Source organism: Amycolatopsis xylanica (assembly GCF_900107045.1).
In the GTDB taxonomy this organism is placed as follows: domain Bacteria; phylum Actinomycetota; class Actinomycetes; order Mycobacteriales; family Pseudonocardiaceae; genus Amycolatopsis; species Amycolatopsis xylanica.
Genome location: NZ_FNON01000005.1, coordinates 328,216 through 347,419 on the forward strand (window position 1 = coordinate 328,216; position 19,204 = coordinate 347,419).

Consider the following 19,204-nt stretch of genomic DNA (forward strand, 5'->3'; position numbering starts at 1 on the left):
AGGGCTGGGCCAAGTGAGTGAAAAGTTCGGAAAACGGCTGGCCGACGCGGTGGCCGCGCGCGGCCCGCTGTGCGCCGGGATCGACCCGCATCCGGGGCTGATCGAGGCGTGGGGACTCCCCGCAGACGCCTCCGGTCTGGAGCGTTTCGCGCTGGGAGCGACCGAAATCCTGGCCGCGGAGACCGCGATCATCAAGCCCCAGTCGGCGTTCTTCGAGGCCTTCGGGGCCCCGGGGATCGCCGTGCTGGAGCGGGTGATCGAGACCGCGCGGGCGGCCGGAGCGCTCGTGCTGCTCGACGTGAAACGGGGCGACATCGGGTCGACGATGGGCGCCTACACGGCCGCTTACGTGGCCGGAGAGACCGCTCTCACGGCCGACGCGATCACCGTCTCGCCGTACCTCGGATTCGGCTCGCTCAAGCCCGCGATCGACATGGCGCGGGCCAATGGGCGGGGCGTGTTCGTGCTCGCGCGAACGTCCAATCCGGAGGCTCACGCGCTGCAGAACGCGTTGCTGCCCAACGGAAAGACCGTCGCGCAGGGAATCGTCGACGCGGCCGCTGAGGTCAACGAAGGCGCGTCCCCGTACGGCGATGTGGGTGTTGTCGTCGGCGCGACCATCGGGGCCGGAGAACTCGATCTGGGGGCCTTGAACGGGCCGATCCTCGCGCCGGGTTTCGGTGCGCAGGGCGCGACCGCCGACGACCTCCGCAAGCTCTTCGGCGACGACCTGAAAGGCGTGCTCGCGGCCTCGTCACGGGACATCCTCAAGCACGGCCCAGACCCCGCCGGGCTGCGTGACGCGGTGCGCCGGACCCGTGACTCGCTGCGGCCACCGGGGTGAACGGCGGCTGACCCCGCTCTGGGCTCGGGGTGAACAACCCCTGGAAAACAGCCAATAGCAGGCGGGCAGGCCTGGCGCAACCAGCCACCCCCGCATTGTGGTCGACGCTGGAGGGTGGGTACCGTCGTTTCACCCACCCAGATTTGAGAACTACCGGAGGAAAACGTGGCACTTCCCCAGCTGACAGAGGAACAGCGTGCTGCGGCACTGGAGAAGGCCGCTGCCGCTCGGAAGATCCGAGCGGAGCTGAAGGAGCGCCTGAAGCGAGGCGGCACCACTCTGGTCAAGGTGCTGGAAGACGCTGCCGAGAACGAGGTTCTCGGCAAGATGAAGGTCTCCGCTCTGCTTGAGGCCCTTCCGGGCGTCGGCAAGGTCCGCGCGCAGCAGACTATGGAGCGCTTGGAGATCGCCCCTAGCCGTCGTCTTCGTGGCCTTGGCGATCGGCAGCGCAAGGCGTTGTTGGCTGAGTTTAGTGGCGAGTGAGTAGAGTTGTGGGTCGGGTCAGGTGCAAGCCTGACCCGACCCAAACTCTTGGATGATCGGGCATTTCATCGTGCAATTTCGCCGGGCTCCATCGATTGCGCGTGTAGGCTTAACCATCGGTCGGCGAGGTCATCCATGAGTGTTGCAGGTAGTGGTTTGATGCCTGGATCGGCTTGATTGCCCAGCAGTTGCGCAATCCCTGCAGCAATCTGGGCGAAGACGAGGTCTATGATGGCGTCAGGCAAGCTCTCGTGTAGGAAGTTGACAGGATATCCTTGGTTTACGATATGCACTTGGCAGGTAGCGGTGTGTAAGGTAGCTACCGATACGTTTGTATATCGCCCACGCAATGGGAAATGATCCTGGGGAGCGCCTTCGTCAAAAAGTGCGGCGAACTCGACTTGGCGAGATGACCCGCTGAACAAGTAGAACTCGCCGAGGAGACCGTCGAAGTCGGCAAGGCTTAGCGAAGTTGCCCCGGTACAGCCGACTATCACTCTACATTGGGTCAATGCTTGCTTCGGCTTAAGTGTCCGGAAGCCGTCCCCTGCAGCTGCAACAGCGCGTACTGGCGAGATCTCCACAACCCGGACCTCACAGCCAATATTTCTTAAGGCCAGTGCGCAAGCGCGGCCAATGTCGCCGTATCCGAGAACCGTTGCGGTTTGACCATGGATAGAATGGCCGCTTGCCCTGACCAATTCTGAAACAGTGGAAGCGACAGATCGACCGACGTAGCCTGCTTCGATCGCTTTTAGTGGGGAGTCTGCAATTTGGAACACTCGCAGGTTGGGGGAGTTGAGCCTTTGATACCTCCAGAGTCCCTGCTTCGTCTCCTCGACCACGCCGAACAGGGCTGGAGGCAATGGACGCGTGGTGAGAAGGTCTGCGATATGTCCACCAACGTCTTGGACTACAAATGGGTGCCCAAGTTTGGTGAGTGAGTCTACGCTGTCCGCCGCAGCGCGTAGTAGCGAATGAGCGTCGGGTACCTGGATGTCGAGTCCAAGTGCTGTTGCGAGTGACAGTGCTTCCTCATTCCATGAATACGGGATAGCTATGCAACTGGCAACGCGGCCGCCATTCTCTTGCCATAGACGCAAGAAGGCCACTGTGTCATGCTTGAGATGCTGAACGAACAATACCGGGATGTCGGCGATTGTTTCAGCCGCGCCTGTGAGAATCTGGCGGGTTAGTGGCAGCCCGGGAAGACTTCCCTCCATATTGCGCCCTCTCATTTGAGTGTTCGGCTCGCGTCCATCGTTAAGGTGGCGGCTAAGGGCCTACTGTCCATGAAAAGTACAGGAAAAGGGCGTGGAATGAGAGTAGGCCGACGCTTAGGGGGACTACTACGCTTTTTAGCTGGAAGCGATAGCTTAGACGGTTTCCGTTTTTCCAGTGGTCCGGAAAGAGTCGCTCGCCTGCTAGCCACTTACTGCGTTTGTATACGCCGAGAATTTTTTCGATTCTATGTCGTAGTTGTCGTTGCACGAGAAGGTAACCGTGTACGCGGAACACGTAGACGATTAACACGAGTACTACGGCCGATGACAAGCCAGTTATCGCTGCGCGCACCAAGCCGGAAACATGGGTGCGGCCAGCAAGTGTGGCAAGCGCTAGTCCGAGCGTGCCGTCTAGTGCGAGTCCGGCTGTTACAAGCCGGAACTCGACCTCTCGGAGGTATGCGATCTCCTGTGCGACCGATGAATAGATAGCGGTTAGGCCATTTAGATCAGGTGTCTGCTCCATTCGCCACGTCCTCCACGATTCGCCTGACCTCGTTGACTACTTTATCCAGCTCCCCGTCGTGATTCTCGATCACGTGCGTGTAACGATCCGCCACCTGTGTTGCTCGCCGCGCGTTCTCAAGCCGTTCTTGCAGAGCGTCGTCAGAGTGTGCTCGCCTGGAGAGTAGGCGGCGGCGGATTGTAGCCTCGTCGGCGGTCAGTAGAATCGTTGTTGCGGATGGTGCGACCTCACGTACGTGAGCAATGGTGCCCAGGTTGATCAGTCCAAATGCGGCGGCGTTTGTTGGAGCGGTCAAAGCGGCTGTTACGTCATGCCAGTGAAGGCCGTAGCTCATTCCGAATAGGAAATTCTTCGATTCTAAGTATTCGCCAGCTGCGACATCTCTCGCAAATTCATCCTGCGTTACGAATATGTATTCATGCTGTTCGCTGGCCTCGCCGCGAGGTGGTCGAGTCGTCCGTCGGTGTACGTACGCGACATTTGGAACCGTCTCGCGCAATGCTGCAGCGACCGACGACTTGCCTGCTCCGGATGCGCCGTCGATGAGTATGAGCTTGTGAAGGTTATTGCCAAGTTGCTTTTGATATTCCCGCGACTGGCGTAACATCGTGTGTAGAATTTCGTAGGACCAAGGTACAAGGTCGAAGTCTCTGACGCCGAGCGCGTGCATTAATTCGCGTGACACCCGCTGGGTGGAATCAATTCCGTTGCCTTCATCGAATACTTCAACTTCGACGAAGTTGGCACCTTCGACTACGTCTACGTTTGCTAGCCATCCGTTAGCCCTGTATACGCTCCTGGTTTTCGTGACTACTGTCGAAATGCCGAGATTGTCGACAAGTATCTGTTTAAGCAGGTCGTCCTGGTCTTGGCATTCGGCCAGTTGTAAGCGGCTCTCTCGGGCCTTTGCGTTGTCGGTGCGTTCGTATGCAATGAGGCGTGGGAGCCTATCCGAGCCGGATCGATACTTTAATCGAGAAGACCTTGTGTTGAAGTAGGTGTCAGTCTCGGAATAGGTGCGTTCCAGCCGTGCGCCCAGCCTGTCAAGTGCGCCTGGTAGTAGTTCTGGGTTCACGGCGTACGCCTTGAACTCGATGTTGCGCATACCGCCTCCGTGTGGAAAACGAGCTAGTGGGTCGACCTTCTGCGATCCTAGTCATCTGTCTCCCCGTGGTCGTTCGGTCGTCCTTGGTAACTGGTCGGAGGCGGGCTGGGCGAAACGTGGCTGTCGAGGCTGCGCCCGAACTCGACATCGTAGAGGTCAAGCATGCGCGCTATGAACGCCGAGGTGAGAGTGTATGCCGTCGACTTGCTAGACTTAGGTGGTCGGGCAAGACACCATATGATTTCAGGAGCTGCACGAGTGACCACGACGCTGGGTGCCTACGGCGAGGAACTTGAAGGCATCACCAACCCGCCGATCGACGACCTGCTCGAGAAGGTCAGCTCCAAGTACGCGCTGGCGATCTACGCGGCCAAGCGTGCCCGCCAGATCAACGACTACTACGCCCAGCTCGGCGAAGGCCTGCTGGAGTACGTCGGTCCGCTGGTCGAGCCGGGCCCGCGGGAGAAGCCGCTGTCGATCGCGCTGCGCGAGATCCACGCCGGACTGCTCGAGCACACCGAGGGTGAGTAAGCCCCGAGTCGTACTCGGTGTGGGTGGCGGTATCGCCGCCTACAAAGCGTGTGAGGTGCTGCGCGGGCTGACCGAATCCGGTCACGACGTCCGCGTGGTCCCCACGGAGGCCGCGCTGAACTTCGTCGGCGCGGCGACCTTCGAAGCACTGTCCGGGCACCCGGTGCACACCGGCGTGTTCACCGAGGTGCCCGAAGTGCAGCACGTGCGCGTCGGCAAGGAAGCCGACCTCGTGCTCATCGTGCCCGCCACGGCCAATCTGCTGGCGAAGGCGGCGCACGGCATCGCCGACGACCTGCTGACCAACACCCTGCTCACCGCGCGGTGCCCGGTCGCGTTCTTCCCGGCGATGCACACCGAGATGTGGGAACACCCCGCCACCCAGGACAACGTCGCGCTGCTGCGTCACCGCGGCGCCGTGGTCACCGAGCCCGCCGCCGGTCGCCTGACCGGCAAGGACACGGGCAAGGGCAGGCTGGCGGATCCCCAGGAGATCATCGACCTGGCCAAGCTGCTGCTGGCCGAGCCCCGCGCGCTGCCCCGCGACCTCGAAGGCGTCCGCGTGGCGATTTCGGCCGGTGGCACGCGTGAGCCGCTCGACCCGGTCCGCTATCTGGGCAATCGCTCGTCGGGCAAGCAGGGCTACGCGCTGGCCCGCGTCGCCGCCCAGCGGGGCGCCGAGGTCACCCTCGTCGCCGGGCACACGGTCGAACTGCCCGAGCCCGCCGGCGTCACGGTCGTCAAGGTTTCGACGGCCGAGGAGCTGCGCGTCGCCATGCACGAGGCCGCGAAGCCCGCGGAGATCGTCGTGATGGCCGCCGCGGTGGCCGACTTCCGCCCGGCGAACGTGTCGGGCGCCAAGATCAAGAAGTCCGATGACCAGCCGGACCCGGTCATCATGCTGGACCGCAACGCCGACATCCTCGCCGAGCTGGTCACCGATCGGGCGCCGGGCCAGATCGTGGTCGGGTTCGCCGCGGAGACCGGCGACGAGCACGGTTCCGTGCTCGACCACGCGCGGGCGAAACTCCGCCGCAAGGGCTGTGACCTGCTGGTCGTCAACGCCGTCGGCGACGGCAAGGCGTTCGAGGTCGAGGACAACGCAGGCTGGCTGCTCGCCTCGGACGGGACGGAACGCCCTATCCCATTCGGGTCGAAAGCGCAACTGGGTGTCGCAGTGTGGGATGCCGTTGTGGGCTTGCTCAAGCGTTGAGTGTGGCTTTAGCCGCGATAAGTACCCTGATGGGGTTAAAGAAGACGACGAAGAGGGATGTGACGAACGCCGTGACCGCGTCCAACAGCAGGTTGTTCACCTCGGAGTCGGTGACCGAGGGCCATCCCGACAAGATCTGTGACGCGATCAGCGACTCGATCCTCGACGGGCTGCTCGCGAAGGACCCGCGCAGCCGTGTCGCGGTCGAAACGCTGATCACCACGGGGCAGGTCCACGTCGCCGGCGAGGTGACGACCGAGGCCTACGCCGACATCCCGACGATCGTGCGCGATGTCATCCTCAAGATCGGCTACGACTCGTCGGCCAAGGGCTTCGACGGCAACTCGTGCGGCGTCAACGTCGCGATCGGCTCGCAGTCGCCGGACATCGCGCAGGGCGTCGACACCGCGTACGAGTCGCGGGTCGAAGCGGCCGAAGACGAGATCGCCCGCCAGGGCGCCGGTGACCAGGGCCTGATGTTCGGCTACGCCTGCTCGGACACGCCCGAGCTGATGCCGTTGCCGATCGCGCTGGCGCACCGCCTGTCGCAGCGGCTGACCCGGGTCCGCAAGGACGGCGTGCTGCCGTACCTGCGCCCGGACGGCAAGACCCAGGTGACCATCGAATACGCCGGTGACCAGCCCGTGCGCCTGGACACCGTGGTCGTGTCGACGCAGCACGCCGACGGGATCGACCTCGAGTCGATGCTCGGCGTCGACGTCCGCGAGCACGTCGTGGCCCCGGAGATCGCCGCGCTGGACATCGACACCTCGAACGTGCGGCTGCTGGTGAACCCGACCGGCCGCTTCGTCATCGGCGGTCCGATGGGTGACGCCGGGCTGACCGGGCGCAAGATCATCGTCGACACCTACGGCGGCATGGCCCGCCACGGTGGCGGCGCGTTCTCGGGCAAGGACCCGTCCAAGGTCGACCGCTCGGCCGCGTACGCGATGCGCTGGGTCGCCAAGAACGTCGTCGCGGCGGGGCTCGCTTCGCGCGTCGAAGTGCAGGTCGCGTACGCGATCGGCAAGGCGTCGCCGGTCGGTCTGTTCGTCGAGACGTTCGGTACCGAGACCGTCGACCCGACCAAGATCCAGCAGGCGATCTCGGAGGTGTTCGACCTCCGTCCGGCCGCGATCATCCGCGACCTCGACCTGCTGCGCCCGATCTACGCGCCGACCGCCGCGTACGGTCACTTCGGCCGCCCGGAGCTGCACCTCCCGTGGGAGAGCACCGCGCGCGCCGAGGCGCTGAAGGCCGCCGCCGGCGCCTGACACCCCGCTTGCCCGAAAGCCCCGCCCGGATCTCCCGGGCGGGGCTTTTGGGTCAGGCTGGCTCCGGGACTGTCGGGGGGTGCTGGTAAAGATCAGGGGGTGACCAGTCCGGAGACGCCGCCGCTGTGGGACCTCCCCGTGCCCTCACGCGCCCGGACGAAGCCGGTCGACAAGGCGAAGGCGGCCAAGGCCGCGGCCGCGGAACGCCGTGGCCAGCTCAAACCCGCCCCGGAGAACCCGGTGGCGCGGATCGTCGTCGACATCCCGCTGACCCATCTCGACCGGACCTTCGACTACCACGTCCCGGAGAAGTTCCACGAGACCGCGGTCGTCGGGTGCCGCGTACGGGTGAGGTTCGCCGGGCAGCTCGTCGACGGCTACATCGCCGAGCGCGCCGAGACGACGAGCCATGAGAAGAAGCTCGCGTTCATCGAGCGGGTGACGTCGAGCGAGCCGGTGCTGACGCCCGCCTTGTACGCGCTCACGCGCTCCGTCGCCGACCGGTACGGCGGCACGCTGGTGGACGTGTTGCGGCTCGCATTGCCGCCCCGGCACGGGAAAGTCGAGTCCGAGCCGCCGGGTGAGCCCGCGCCGGTGCCGCCCGCGCCGGACGTGTCCGCCTGGTCGCGCTATCAGCGTGGGCCCGCGTTCCTGGAGGCGCTGGCCGAGTCGAAGCCCGCGAACGCTGTCTGGCAGGCGTTGCCGGGGGAGGACTGGCCCGCGCGGCTCGCCGAGGCCGCCGCGGTCGCCGCCGCCGCGGGCAAGGGCGCGGTGCTGGTCGTGCCGGACCATCGCGATCTCAAACGCGTGCACGAGGCGTGCGTCGGTCTGCTGGGCGACGAAAGCGTGGCCGCGCTGATCGCCGGGCTCGGGCCCGCCGCCCGGTACCGGCGCTGGCTTTCGGTGCTGCGCGGGCAGGTCAAGGTCGTGGTCGGCACGCGCGCGGCGATGTTCGCGCCGGTCGCCGATCCCGGGCTGTTCGTCGTCTGGGACGACGGCGACGACATCCACTCCGAGCCGCACGCGCCGTATCCGCATGTCCGTGACGTGCTGATGGACCGCGCGCACACGGCCAAGGCGTCGCTGCTGGTCGCCGGGTTCGCGCGGACGGCCGAGGCGCAGTTCCTGGTCGAGTCCGGCTGGGCGCAGGCCGTTGTCGCCGATCGGCCCGGACTGCGCGCTGCCGCGCCCAGGGTGACCCCGGTCGGCGAGGATTTCGACGTCGCGCGGGACGAAGCCGCGAAGGCCGCGCGGTTGCCGTCGGTCGCTTTCGAGGCGGCTCGGCAGTCTTTGGCCGCGGGAGCGCCGGTTTTGGTCCAGGTGCCCAGGCGCGGATATGTGCCAGGGCTCGCGTGCGGGCAATGCCGGACGCCCGCGCACTGCCGCCGGTGCGCCGGTCCGTTGTCGCTGCCCGGCGGCTCGGAGGGCGGCATGCCGAAGCCGCCCGCGTGCCGGTGGTGCGGGGTCCCGGAGACCGGGTTCCGTTGTCCCGCTTGTGGTTCCGCGCGGCTGCGGGCGGTCGTCGTCGGGTCGAAACGGACCGCCGAGGAGCTGGGCCGGGCGTTTCCGGGCGTGCCGGTGCGGACGTCCGGCGCCCAGGAGGTGCTGGAGTCGGTGCCGGGCAAGCCCGCGCTGGTCGTGTGCACGCCGGGAGCCGAGCCGGTGGCCGAAGGCGGGTACGGCGCGGCGCTGTTGCTGGACGCGTGGGCGTTGCTGGGCCGTCAGGATCTGCGCGCGGGCGAAGAGACCTTGCGGCGCTGGATGACGGCCGCGTCCATGGTGCGGCCCGCGTCCGCGGGCGGGCGCGTGATCGTCGGCGCCGAAGCCGGATTGGCGGTCGTGCAGGCGCTGGTGCGCTGGGATCCGGCGTGGCACGCCGGCCTGGAATTGGCCGAACGCCGGGAACTCGGGTTCCCGCCCGCGATGCGGATGGCGAGCATCGAGGGCACCCCGGACGCGGTCGCGGCCGTGCTCGACGACCTGGCGTTGCCGGAATCCGGCGAAATACTGGGCCCGGTCCCGCTCGGCGAGATCGACGAGGAGGGCCGTTCGGACCGCGAGCGCGCGCTGGTGCGCGTCGCGCGCGTGCACGGCAAGGCGCTGGCGGCGTCGATCCACGCCGCCAGCGCCCGCCGGGACGCCAGGAAGGAGCCGGAGCCGATCCGGATCCAGCTCGACCCGCTCGCCTTGATCTAGCCGAGGACCGTGCCGAGGACGTCGCGGACGGCCGTGGCCGCGTCGGCCGGCTGGGGCAGGGTGTTCGTCGTCGCCTTTGTTCCGGTCGCGCCCGCTGCCGTGGTCACCAGCGCGACAACTTGGTCGGCGATCGCCTTGCGGCGGGCGACGAAGGCGTCGTCGGTGATGTCACCGGGCGCGGTCGCCGTGCCGAGGACCGGCGTGTGCAGGTGCCCGCCAGGCAGGTCGATGCCGAGGCCCACGCGGACGCGGTTGGACCGGTACATGGACTCGTTGGACAGATAGTTGCCGCCGCCACCTGAGGCCGCGATCTCGCCCGGCTTGGGTGCGTCGGTGCGGCAGACGGCCGTGCCCGTGCCCGGCTTGGTGCTGTCCGGCCACACGCAGAACGACTGGTTGAACTGCACCGGATAGGCGCCCGTGGTGCCGACCATCTGCTGGTACGGCAACGTCGTCTCGATGAACTGGTCGGCAGGCTGCGGCCAGCCGGGCGCGGCCGGGATCTGGCCGACGACGCTCACGTTGTTGTTGTCGGGGAACCCGCCACGCCAGGCGCCCGCCCAGCGTTCGACATCGAACCGGCCGGGACGGCCTTGGCTGACGGTCATGATCAGGTCGGGGCGGCGACGGGAGTCGGCCAGCGCCGTGCCGAACGCCTTCTCGACGATTCCGGTGTCGAAATAGCCCCAAACGACCGGGAACGAGACCGTTTGCACGATCGCCGGTCCGTCGGCGGTCTGCAGCAGCTTTCCGTCCAATTGCAGTGCCGAGGCGCCCGAAGGGTTGCCGATCCTGATGCCCGCGCCGTCGAGCGTGAACGGGTCGAACCCGCTCATCAGCACGCGCTTGACCTTCCCGCCGATCGGGAACCTGACGTCGTCGAGCCCGCGCGCGCCGAGGTCGAACTTGGTCATGATGTCCGCGCGGGCAGCCGGGTCGAGCTTGAACGACGGCGTCCACTGGCGCAGCGCCTTGCTCATCTGCAGGCGGGCCCAGTAGAGCGGGCGGTCGTCGTAGCGGTCGAGGGTGCCCAGATCGGGACGGCGGCCCTGCGCCCGGTCCACCGCGGTACGCCAAAGGTCGTTTCCGGCGGTTTCGGCCAGATGCTGCGCGGTCCAGCGCGAACGTGTGGCACAAAGACGCCTGCCGAAGTCAGCGACGAGGCGGTCGAAGCCCGCTTGGCGGACGAGTTCGGGCCCGACGGCCGGTCCACCGGCTGGGAGTGACGCGGTCAGGCGTAGCTCTTCGACGGTCAGCTGAACGGCCGGGTCCGAGCAGGACTTGGCCTGCGCGACGCCGGGCGCCGCGAGCAGCGGCACCGCGATGAGCAGGGGAACCAGTGCTTTCAAAGCTCTGCGTGGCGTGATCACGGCGAGAGTGTTTCGCAAGAGCCGACAGCCTTGTTAGGGCCACTCGTCTGCTTAGGCGCTTGAAGGGCCCCGTCAACAGGGGCAGACTGCCCCGCATGCCTGCGAACAGCTTCCGGCTTGTGGGTTCCGCCGCCGCCGTGCTCGTCCTGTCCGCCGCCTTCGCCGTGCCCGCGTCGGCCGCGCCACCCACCCCGCCCAAATCGCCGGAGGCCATCGGCTACTTCGGCGCCGTGTCCAGCATCGACGCCGACGCCAGCGCGATCGGCACCCAGGTGCTGCGCGAGGGCGGCAACGCCGTCGACGCGGCCGTGGCCACGGCCGCCGCGCTGGGCGTCACCGACCCGTTCTCCGCCGGGATCGGCGGCGGCGGGTTCCTCGTCTTCTACGACGCCCGCACCGGCCAGGTGCACACCCTCGACGGCCGCGAGACCGCGCCGTCGACGGCCGACGCGAACCTGTTCGTCGAAAACGGCACGGCGATCCCGTTCGCCGAAGCCGTGACCAGCGGTTTGTCCGTCGGTGTCCCGGGAACACCCGGCACCTGGCAGGACGCGCTGCGCAAGTGGGGCACCCGCTCGCTGTCGAAGACGCTGCGCCCGGCCATCGACCTCGCGCGCCGCGGCTTCACCGTCGACAAGACCTTCCACGACCAAGTGGCCAACAACGCGGCCCGATTCGCCGCCTTCCCGTCGACGAAGTCGCTCTACCTGCAGGGCGGGCAGCCGCCGGTCGAGGGCACGACCTTCCGCAACCCCGACCTCGCCGACACGTACGCGACCGTCGGGTCCCGTGGCACCGACGCGCTGTACCGGGGCCAGATCGGCGCGGACATCGTCAAGACCGTCCAGCAGCCGCCGGTCGACCCGGCGTCGACGCTCAAGGTCCGCCCCGGCAAGCTCTCCGCCGCCGATTTGGCCAAATACCGCACGATCGAGCGCGATCCGACGCACGCGCGCTACCGCGGGCTCGACGTCTACGGCATGCCCGCGCCGTCGTCCGGCGGGCTGACGGTCGCCGAATCGCTGAACATCCTGGAGAACTTCGACCTCAAGAACGCCTCCAAGACCGACTACTACCACTACTTCCTCGAGTCGACGCGGCTCGCGTTCGCCGACCGCAACCGCTGGATCGGCGACCCGGCGTTCGTCGACGTCCCGTCGAAGGAGCTGCTCAGCCAGTCGTTCGCGAACACCCGCGCCTGCCTGATCAACCCAGCCAAGGCGGGCACCAGCCCGGTCGCGCCCGCCGACCCGCGCAACCCGACCCCGTGCCAGGCGGGCACCACCGGCGCGCCGACACCGTACGAAGGTGAGAACACCACGCACCTGACCGTGGCCGACAAGTGGGGCAACGTCGTCGCGTACACGCTGACCATCGAGCAGGAGGGCGGCAGCGGCATCGTGGTGCCCGGCCGCGGCTTCCTGCTGAATAACGAGCTCACCGACTTCTCGTTCACCCCGGTGACGCCCGGTGTGCCCGACCCGAACCTGCCCGGCCCTGGCAAGCGGCCGCGTTCGTCGATGGCGCCGACCATCGTGCTCGACCACGGAAAGCCGTTCTTCGCGACCGGCTCGCCCGGCGGCGCGTCGATCATCACGACCGCGCTGGAGGTGCTGCTCGGCCGGATCGACCGTGGCCTGTCGCTGAAGGACGCCATCGCCGCGCCGCGCGCGTCGCAGCGGAACTCGGCGGCCGCCCAGGTCGAGCAGGCGTTCCTCGACCAGACGACGGAGGTCGCGGCGCTCGTCGCCCGAGGCCAGGGCTTCTCGTCCACACCCGCCGAGATCGGCGCCGCCACCGGCGTCGAATACCTCGGCCACGGCAAATGGCTGGCCGCCGCCGAACCCGTCCGCCGGGGCGCGGGTGCGGCTCGGGTGGTCTTCCCGGTTCGTTGAGTCGTGAGTGTTCCGGCCGGTTAGAACCGGCCGGAACACTCACGAGCGCGCGCCCTAGACTGGCCGGGATGTTCACCGATTCAGTGGTTGTCGCGGCGGAGGTGCGTGGGTAGTGCGCCTTGTGTTCGCCGGGACGCCCGAACCCGCCGTCCCTTCCCTGCGCGCGCTCATCGAGTCGCCGCGCCATGAGGTCGTCGCCGTCGTCACGCGCCCGGACGCCCGGTCCGGCCGCGGCCGGACCGTGAGCCGTTCGCCCATCGGCGCGCTCGCGGACGAGCACGGCATCGAAGTGCTCACCCCGGAAAAAGCGGGCGACCCCGCGTTCCTCGCCCGGCTGGCCGAGATCGCCCCGGACGCGTGCCCGGTCGTCGCGTACGGCGCGCTCCTGCCGCAGTCCGCGCTGGACATCCCGGCGCACGGCTGGGTCAATCTGCACTTCTCGCTGCTGCCCGCGTGGCGCGGTGCGGCGCCGGTGCAGGCCGCCGTGCGCGCGGGGGACGAGATCGTCGGCGCCGCGACCTTCCAGATCGTCAAGGCGCTCGACGCCGGGCCGGTGTTCGGCGTGGTGACCGAGCAGGTCATGCCGACCGACACCGCGGGCGACCTGCTGGAGCGGCTTTCCGTCTCGGGCGCCGCGCTGTTGAAGTCCACAATGGACGGTATCGAGGACGGCACGCTGCGCGCGGTGCCGCAGCCGGACGAGGGCGTCACCTACGCGCCGAAACTGAGCGTCGAGGACGCGCACATCTCGTTCAAGCTGCCGTGGGCGGCGGTCGACCGGCACATCCGCTCGGTCACGCCCGAGCCCGGCGCGTGGGCGGAGTTCCGCGGCGAGCGGCTGAAGATCGGCCCGGTCACCTACGCGGACGAGCTGGGCATCGGTCCCGGCGAGCTGCGGGTCGAACGCAAACGGGTGCTGGTCGGCACCGCGACCAAACCACTGCAGCTCGGTGAGGTGCAGGCTCAGGGCAAGAAACGCATGGCGGCCACGGACTGGGCGCGTGGATCACGGATCGAGCAAGGAGAGCGCCTCCAGTGAGTTATCAGGACCGCAGGCCGGGACGGCCGAGCAGGGGTAAACCGGCCCCGCGCAAGGACGGCCCGCGCCGCCCGCCGGTCGAGGACCCGGCCCGCCGCGCGGCGCTGGACGTGCTCTACGCCGTCCGCGAGCGCGACGCCTACGCCAACCTCGTGCTGCCCGACCTCCTGCGCGAACGCCGGATCTCCGGCCGCGACGCCGCGCTGGCCACCGAACTCGCCTACGGCACCTCGCGCGCGCAGGGCCTGCTCGACGACGTGATCGCCGCCTGCCTCGACCGCCCGCTGTCCAAAGTGGACGGCAAGGTGCTCGACGGGCTCCGGCTCGGCGCCTACCAGCTGCTGCGCACCCGCATCCCGACGCACGCGGCCGTCGGGTCCACTGTGGACTTGGTACGTGAGGACGTCGGCTCGCACATCGCCGGTTTCGTCAACGCGGTGCTGCGCACGGTGTCCGAAAAGGACGAGGCGGCCTGGGTCGAGCAGCTCGCGCCCGACGCCGAGAAGGACCCGATCGGCAGCTTCGCCTTCCATACCGCGCACCCGCGCTGGGTGGCCCGGTCGTTCGCGGAAGCGTTGGGGGACAAGGGCGCCGAGCTGAAGGCGGCACTCGAAGCCGACGACGCCCGCCCCGAGGTCCACCTGGTCGCCAGGCCCGGCGAGATCAGCGCCGACGAGCTCGCCGCCATCACCGGCGGCGAAGTCGCGCCCTACTCGCCCTACGGTGTCCACCTGCCGAGCGGCAGCGGCGACCTCGCCGATTCGGAGCCGATCCGCGAAAAGCTCGCCGCCGTGCAGGACGAGGGCAGCCAGCTCTGCGCGATCGCCGCGACCAAGGCCCCGCTCGAAGGATCCGACGAGCGCTGGCTCGACCTCTGCGCCGGCCCCGGCGGCAAGGCCGCGCTCATGGGCGCGCTCGCCGCGTTGCAGGGCGCCCGCGTCGACGCCGTCGAGATCGCGCCGCACCGCGCACGGCTCATCGAGCACGCGGTCAAGGACCTCCCGGTGACCGTGCACGTGGCCGACGGCCGCGAGTCCGGTCTCGAGCCCGGCTACGACCGCATCCTGGTCGACGCCCCGTGCAGCGGCCTCGGCGCGCTGCGCCGCCGCCCCGAGGCACGGTGGCGCCGTCAGCCGTCCGACGTCTCGGAACTGACCAAACTGCAGGCCGAGCTGATCACCGCGGCCATCGGCCTGCTGCGCCCGGGCGGCGTGCTGACGTACGTCGTCTGCTCACCGCACCTCGCCGAGACCGAAGGCGTCGTCGGCGAGACCGCACGCCGCAACAAGCTGGAAGTCCTGGACGCGCGCGAGCTGTTCCCCGGCGTCCCGCGGCTCGGCGACGGACCGTACGTCCAGCTCTGGCCGCACCGCCACGGCACGGACGCGATGTTCTGCGCGGTCCTGCGCAAGCCGTGACCCGCGTACTCGGCCTGATCGGCAGCTCGTGCGGCGGACTGGACACCCGGTTCGCCGCCGAGCTGGCGAAACCCGCGGCCGCGCTCGGCTGGCGGCTGGCGATCACGCTGACTCCGACGGCTTATCGGTGGCTCGAGGTCACAGGCGGCCTCGCTGAGCTTGAGACGCTGACGGACTTGCCGGTGCGGAGCGTTTCCCGGCTGCCGGGGGAGGCACGGCCGCATCCGGATCCCGACGTGTTCCTGTTCGCGCCCGCGACGGCCAATTCGGTCGCGAAACTCGCGCTCGGCATCGCGGACAACCAGGCGCTGACCGTGGTGGGCGACGTGCTCGGCTCGCCGCGCGTGACCATCGCGCTGGCCTACTCGATCCAGGACACGCGGGCGCTGCACCCGGCCTGGCAGGGACACCTCGACACGCTCGCGGGCGCGGGCGTCCGGCTGCGCAGGCTCGGCCGAGACTGGAGCGACGCGCTCACCTTGCTCCCTGAGGCTTAAGGGCTCACGACCCCGGCGGGATAAAGCGGGCTTTATCCCGGGCTTCGACCGGGGGCTCACGAACATTGCCGCCAATGAGGGCCTCCCACCCCCAGCCCACCTGTATGAAGGCTCCCCTCATACAAGCCGCGCTGGATGAAGGCTCCCTTCATGCAGCTATATGCGATGAAGGCTCCCTTCATACGCATCAGCTGTATGAGGGCTCCCTTCATACAGGCCGAGCCCACGGCCACGGTGAAGTTGGGGTCGTGAGCGTTCAGGGCCGTTAGAACCGTCAGGGCCTCGAAAGCCCGAAAGCCACTTTCGTCAGGTCTCACCTGACGAAAGTGGCTTTCGGGCTCGAGGTGTCAGCGCAGGCGCAGTGCCCGCTTCAGCGTGCCGAAGACGTCGGTCTGGTTGGTCAGGCCGACGATGTTCGCCGCCTGCGGGCCGTAACCCGCGATGCGGACCTGGGTGCCGGTGTGCTCCATCGAGGAACCCGGGAACGCGGTGGCGTAGTTGAGGGTCATGTTCGCGCCCTCGTTGGTGACCAGGGTCGCGGTCTGGCCGGGCGTGGCCTGGCCGTTGGGGACGATCTGGCTGGTGTGGCCGTGGTCGGCCGTCACCAGGACCAGCGTGTCCGGGTTGCTGCGGGCGAAGGCCATGCCCGCCGCGACCGCGGCGTCGAAGTCGATGGTCTCGCCGATCTGGCCGCAGGGGTCGGCGGCGTGGTCCTGCTTGTCGATGCTGGCGCCCTCGACCTGGAGGAAGAAGCCCTTGTCGGCGCGACGGTCGTTGAGCAGCTCCAGCGCCTTGCGGGTCTGGTCGGCGAGCTTGGGCTGGGTCTTGGGCAGCGCCGGGTTGGCGGTGCAGCGGCTCGGCGGGGTGCCGCCCTGCTTGGCGAGCGGGCCGCCCCAGTTGGTGGGCATGTTGCCGTCGGCGAACAGGCCGAGTACCGGCTTGCCCTTCTTCACGGCGCCGAGCTCGTCGGCGGTCTTCACGACCTGGTAACCGGCGGCCTTGGCCTGGTCGAGGGCGGTCTTGCCCTTGAACTTGCCCGCGGTGACCGTCTGGTTGAAGTATTTCGCGCCGCCGCCGAGGAGCACGTCCGGCCTGGTCTGCACGAGCTGCTCGGAGATCGAGCCGTCGCCGCCGTTCTCCTTGGCGTTGACCGCGCACTTGGCGGTCGTCTCGACCGGGCCCTTGCAGTCGCGGCTGACCACGTGGGCGCCGAGCACGGCCGGGGTGGCGTCCTGGACCTCGGCGGTGGTGACGTCGCCGGTGCGCAGGCCGGAGCGCTTGGCGAGCTCCAGGATGGTCGGCACGGGGTTGCCGTAGGCGTCGACCGAGATCGCGCCGTTGTAGGTCTTGACGCCGGTGGCCCAGCCGGTGCCGGACGCGGCCGAGTCGGTCACGTAGTCGGGCTTCGACGGGTTGTTCTTCTCGACGGCGTAGGTGGTGTAGTCACCGGTCAGCGGCAGCTCGTCCATGGCGAGACGGCCGGCGGCGCCGCGCTCGTAGTTGCGCGCCGCGGTGATCTCCTGGTGGCCCATGCCGTCACCGATGAACAGGATGACGTTGCGCGCGGCGCCGCCGCGGATCTCGCTCCGCACGTCCTGGGTGCGGTCGCCCGCGGACGCGACACGCATGTCGTCCGGCTGGGCGGAAGCGATCGGGGCCACGGCGACCAGCGAGGCGCCGAGTGCGCCGGCGGCCAGCCATTTCCGGCGGCCGGCGAGCAGCGAAGCCATCGAATCTCCTTTGTCGTTGGGGGGTGCCGGGCTATTAATCAGTGCGCATGTGTGCACTTGTGAGCCGAGAGGTGACGGGCTCATGGCCGTGGCGAGAACTCCGGGCGCCCGTTGTGTGTGCAAGCGCACTTCAGCCGGTTAGCGAGCGTTAGCCGTCGACTCCTACACTGCGTAGTCGTGGCACATCGACCGCTGATCGCACCGAGCATCCTGTCCGCCGACTTCGCCAGGCTCGGCGAAGAGATCCACGCCGCCAAGGGCGCCGACTGGGTGCACGTCGACGTGATGGACGCGCATTTCGTCCCGAACCTGACGCTCGGCCTGCCGGTCGTCGAATCGCTGCGGAAGGTCACCGAGACCCCGCTCGACTGCCACCTGATGATCGAGGACCCCGACCGCTGGGCGATCGGGTACGCCGAGGCGGGCGCCTACAACGTCACCGTGCACGCCGAGGCCGCGAAGGACCCGGTCAAGATCGCCAAGGACCTGCGCGCCGCCGGCGCCAAGGCCGGGCTGTCGGTCAAGCCGGGCACCAGGCTCGAAGACCACCTCGACACCCTCAAGCACTACGACACGCTGCTGGTCATGTCCGTCGAACCCGGCTTCGGCGGCCAGTCGTTCATCGCCGACGTGCTGGACAAGGTCCGCACGGCCAGGCGGCTCGTCGACACCGGGCACCTGAAGCTGGTCGTGGAGATCGACGGCGGCATCAACGCGGACACGATCGAGCAGGCCGCCGAAGCGGGCGTCGACTGTTTCGTCGCCGGATCGGCCGTCTACGGCGCGGCCGACCCCGCCAAGGCCATCGCCGCCCTGCGCGAGCAGGCCGCCCGAGCCGCGGAGCGGTGAACCCCGAGCCGATGCGGCGGGCGATCGCGCTGAGCGAGACCGCCCGCGGCACCACGAGCCCCAACCCGCCGGTCGGCGCGGTCATCCTCGACGCGCGCGGTGAGTTCGCGGGCGAAGGCGTCACGCAACCCCCTGGTGGCCCGCACGCCGAGGTGATGGCTCTGCGGCAAGCAGGGGAGAAGGCGCTCGGCGGAACTGCGTACGTCACGCTCGAACCATGCGTTCATCACGGCCGGACCCCGCCTTGTGCACAGGCGCTGCTCGACGCGGGCGTGTCGGCCGTGTACTACGCGGTGCCGGATCCGAACCCCGTGGCGGCGGGCGGGGCGAAGACGCTCGAAGCCGCCGGGGTCGAGACGCACGAGGGCCTGCTGCGCGAGGACGTGGAGCGCGGGCCGTTGCGCGCTTGGCTGCACTACGCGCGCACCGGACGCCCGCACGTGACCTGGAAGTACGCGTCGACCTTGGACGGCAGGGTGGCCGCGGCGGACGGCACCAGCCGCTGGATCTCCTCGCCGGAGTCGCGGGCCGAGGTGCACGGGATCCGGGCGACGCTGGACGCGATCGTGGTCGGCAGGGGCACGGTGCTGGCCGACGATCCGGCGCTCACCGCCCGTGCCGCCGATGGCTCGCTGCTGCCGCGCCAGCCCTTGCGGGTGGTCGTGGGCACTGGGGAAATTCCAGCGGGCGCGCGGGTGTTGGATGGCAGTGCGGAGACCGTGCACGTGCGGTCGCACGACCCCGGAGAGGTGCTCGCGCTGCTGACCGGACGGGGCGCCGTGGACGTGCTGCTGGAAGGCGGGCCCCGCCTGGCCGGCGCGTTCGCGGCCGCGAAGCGGATAGACCGGATCTTGGCCTATCTCGCGCCCGCGCTGCTGGGTTCCGGCCCGGTCGCGCTGGGTGACGCGGGCGTGGCGACCATCACCGGAATGCACCGGTGGGCCGTCGAGGGGGTCACCATGAGTGGAAGCGACGTGCGAGTGTCGGCGACACCCGTGCACTAAGGAGGCT

16 protein-coding genes are annotated in these 19,204 nt (G+C 68.5%); 12 read left to right on the forward strand and 4 right to left on the reverse strand.

The window, feature by feature from the left end:
• The first annotated feature begins 13 nt into the window (after positions 1-13).
• Positions 14-844, forward strand: coding sequence for an orotidine-5'-phosphate decarboxylase (gene pyrF, locus BLV57_RS24450; protein ID WP_091292461.1), 831 nt, complete (start codon positions 14-16; stop codon positions 842-844).
• Positions 845-1,009: 165 nt separating this feature from the next.
• Positions 1,010-1,327: an integration host factor, actinobacterial type gene (gene mihF / locus BLV57_RS24455; RefSeq protein ID WP_091292463.1), complete on the forward strand. Its 318-nt coding sequence runs from the start codon at positions 1,010-1,012 to the stop codon at positions 1,325-1,327.
• 65 nt (positions 1,328-1,392) lie between these two features.
• Here the strand turns inward: mihF and BLV57_RS24460 are convergent, their stop codons facing one another.
• Entirely contained in the window at positions 1,393-2,550 is a 1,158-nt protein-coding gene (locus BLV57_RS24460; RefSeq protein WP_176968793.1) for an NAD(P)-dependent oxidoreductase, read from the reverse strand.
• A gap of 509 nt (positions 2,551-3,059) precedes the next feature.
• The gene (locus BLV57_RS24465; protein ID WP_091292466.1) at positions 3,060-4,181 is read right to left on the reverse strand and encodes a CYTH domain-containing protein; all 1,122 of its coding nucleotides are present in this window, start codon (positions 4,179-4,181) and stop codon (positions 3,060-3,062) included.
• A gap of 237 nt (positions 4,182-4,418) precedes the next feature.
• On the opposite strand from BLV57_RS24465, the gene rpoZ reads away from it, so the two are divergent.
• The 4 genes from rpoZ (at position 4,419) to BLV57_RS24485 (ending at position 9,395) form a co-directional block, all read left to right on the forward strand.
• Positions 4,419-4,712, forward strand: coding sequence for a DNA-directed RNA polymerase subunit omega (rpoZ, locus tag BLV57_RS24470; RefSeq protein WP_091292468.1), 294 nt, complete (start codon positions 4,419-4,421; stop codon positions 4,710-4,712).
• Positions 4,705-5,925 (forward strand): bifunctional phosphopantothenoylcysteine decarboxylase/phosphopantothenate--cysteine ligase CoaBC, encoded by a 1,221-nt coding sequence (coaBC, locus tag BLV57_RS24475; RefSeq protein WP_091292469.1) that lies wholly within the window; start codon positions 4,705-4,707, stop codon positions 5,923-5,925. The genes rpoZ and coaBC overlap by 8 nt, the downstream gene beginning before the upstream one ends.
• 29 nt (positions 5,926-5,954) lie before the next feature.
• Positions 5,955-7,199 (forward strand): methionine adenosyltransferase, encoded by a 1,245-nt coding sequence (gene metK, locus BLV57_RS24480; protein WP_425426031.1) that lies wholly within the window; start codon positions 5,955-5,957, stop codon positions 7,197-7,199.
• 99 nt (positions 7,200-7,298) lie between these two features.
• Positions 7,299-9,395, forward strand: coding sequence for a primosomal protein N' (locus tag BLV57_RS24485; protein WP_091292471.1), 2,097 nt, complete (start codon positions 7,299-7,301; stop codon positions 9,393-9,395).
• Here the strand turns inward: BLV57_RS24485 and BLV57_RS24490 are convergent.
• Complete coding sequence (locus tag BLV57_RS24490) at positions 9,392-10,765, reverse strand: pyroglutamyl-peptidase I (protein ID WP_245757497.1); 1,374 nt, start codon at positions 10,763-10,765, stop codon at positions 9,392-9,394. The genes BLV57_RS24485 and BLV57_RS24490 overlap by 4 nt on opposite strands.
• 95 nt (positions 10,766-10,860) lie before the next feature.
• Here BLV57_RS24490 and ggt point away from each other — a divergent pair, with 95 nt between their 5' ends.
• The 4 genes from ggt (at position 10,861) to BLV57_RS24510 (ending at position 15,614) form a co-directional block, all read left to right on the forward strand.
• On the forward strand, positions 10,861-12,660 hold the full coding sequence (ggt, locus tag BLV57_RS24495; protein ID WP_091292473.1) for a gamma-glutamyltransferase: 1,800 nt from the start codon (positions 10,861-10,863) through the stop codon (positions 12,658-12,660).
• Between the two features lie 112 nt (positions 12,661-12,772).
• Positions 12,773-13,699, forward strand: a complete 927-nt coding sequence (gene fmt / locus BLV57_RS24500; RefSeq protein ID WP_091292475.1) for a methionyl-tRNA formyltransferase — start codon at positions 12,773-12,775, stop codon at positions 13,697-13,699.
• Complete coding sequence (locus tag BLV57_RS24505; RefSeq protein ID WP_091292476.1) at positions 13,696-15,117, forward strand: RsmB/NOP family class I SAM-dependent RNA methyltransferase; 1,422 nt, start codon at positions 13,696-13,698, stop codon at positions 15,115-15,117. Before fmt ends, BLV57_RS24505 begins: the two co-directional genes overlap by 4 nt.
• Positions 15,114-15,614: a flavoprotein gene (locus BLV57_RS24510; RefSeq protein WP_091292478.1), complete on the forward strand. Its 501-nt coding sequence runs from the start codon at positions 15,114-15,116 to the stop codon at positions 15,612-15,614. Before BLV57_RS24505 ends, BLV57_RS24510 begins: the two co-directional genes overlap by 4 nt.
• A gap of 347 nt (positions 15,615-15,961) precedes the next feature.
• Here the strand turns inward: BLV57_RS24510 and phoA are convergent, their stop codons facing one another.
• On the reverse strand, positions 15,962-17,344 hold the full coding sequence (gene phoA, locus BLV57_RS24515) for an alkaline phosphatase (protein WP_091292480.1): 1,383 nt from the start codon (positions 17,342-17,344) through the stop codon (positions 15,962-15,964).
• Positions 17,345-17,536: 192 nt separating this feature from the next.
• Between phoA and rpe the strand changes: the two genes are divergently transcribed.
• Complete coding sequence (gene rpe, locus BLV57_RS24520; protein ID WP_091293204.1) at positions 17,537-18,193, forward strand: ribulose-phosphate 3-epimerase; 657 nt, start codon at positions 17,537-17,539, stop codon at positions 18,191-18,193.
• Between the two features lie 11 nt (positions 18,194-18,204).
• Positions 18,205-19,197 carry a bifunctional diaminohydroxyphosphoribosylaminopyrimidine deaminase/5-amino-6-(5-phosphoribosylamino)uracil reductase RibD gene (gene ribD, locus BLV57_RS24525; protein ID WP_091293206.1) on the forward strand — a complete coding sequence of 331 codons (993 nt, stop codon included), beginning with the start codon at positions 18,205-18,207 and terminating at the stop codon, positions 19,195-19,197.
• Positions 19,198-19,204 lie beyond the last annotated feature (7 nt).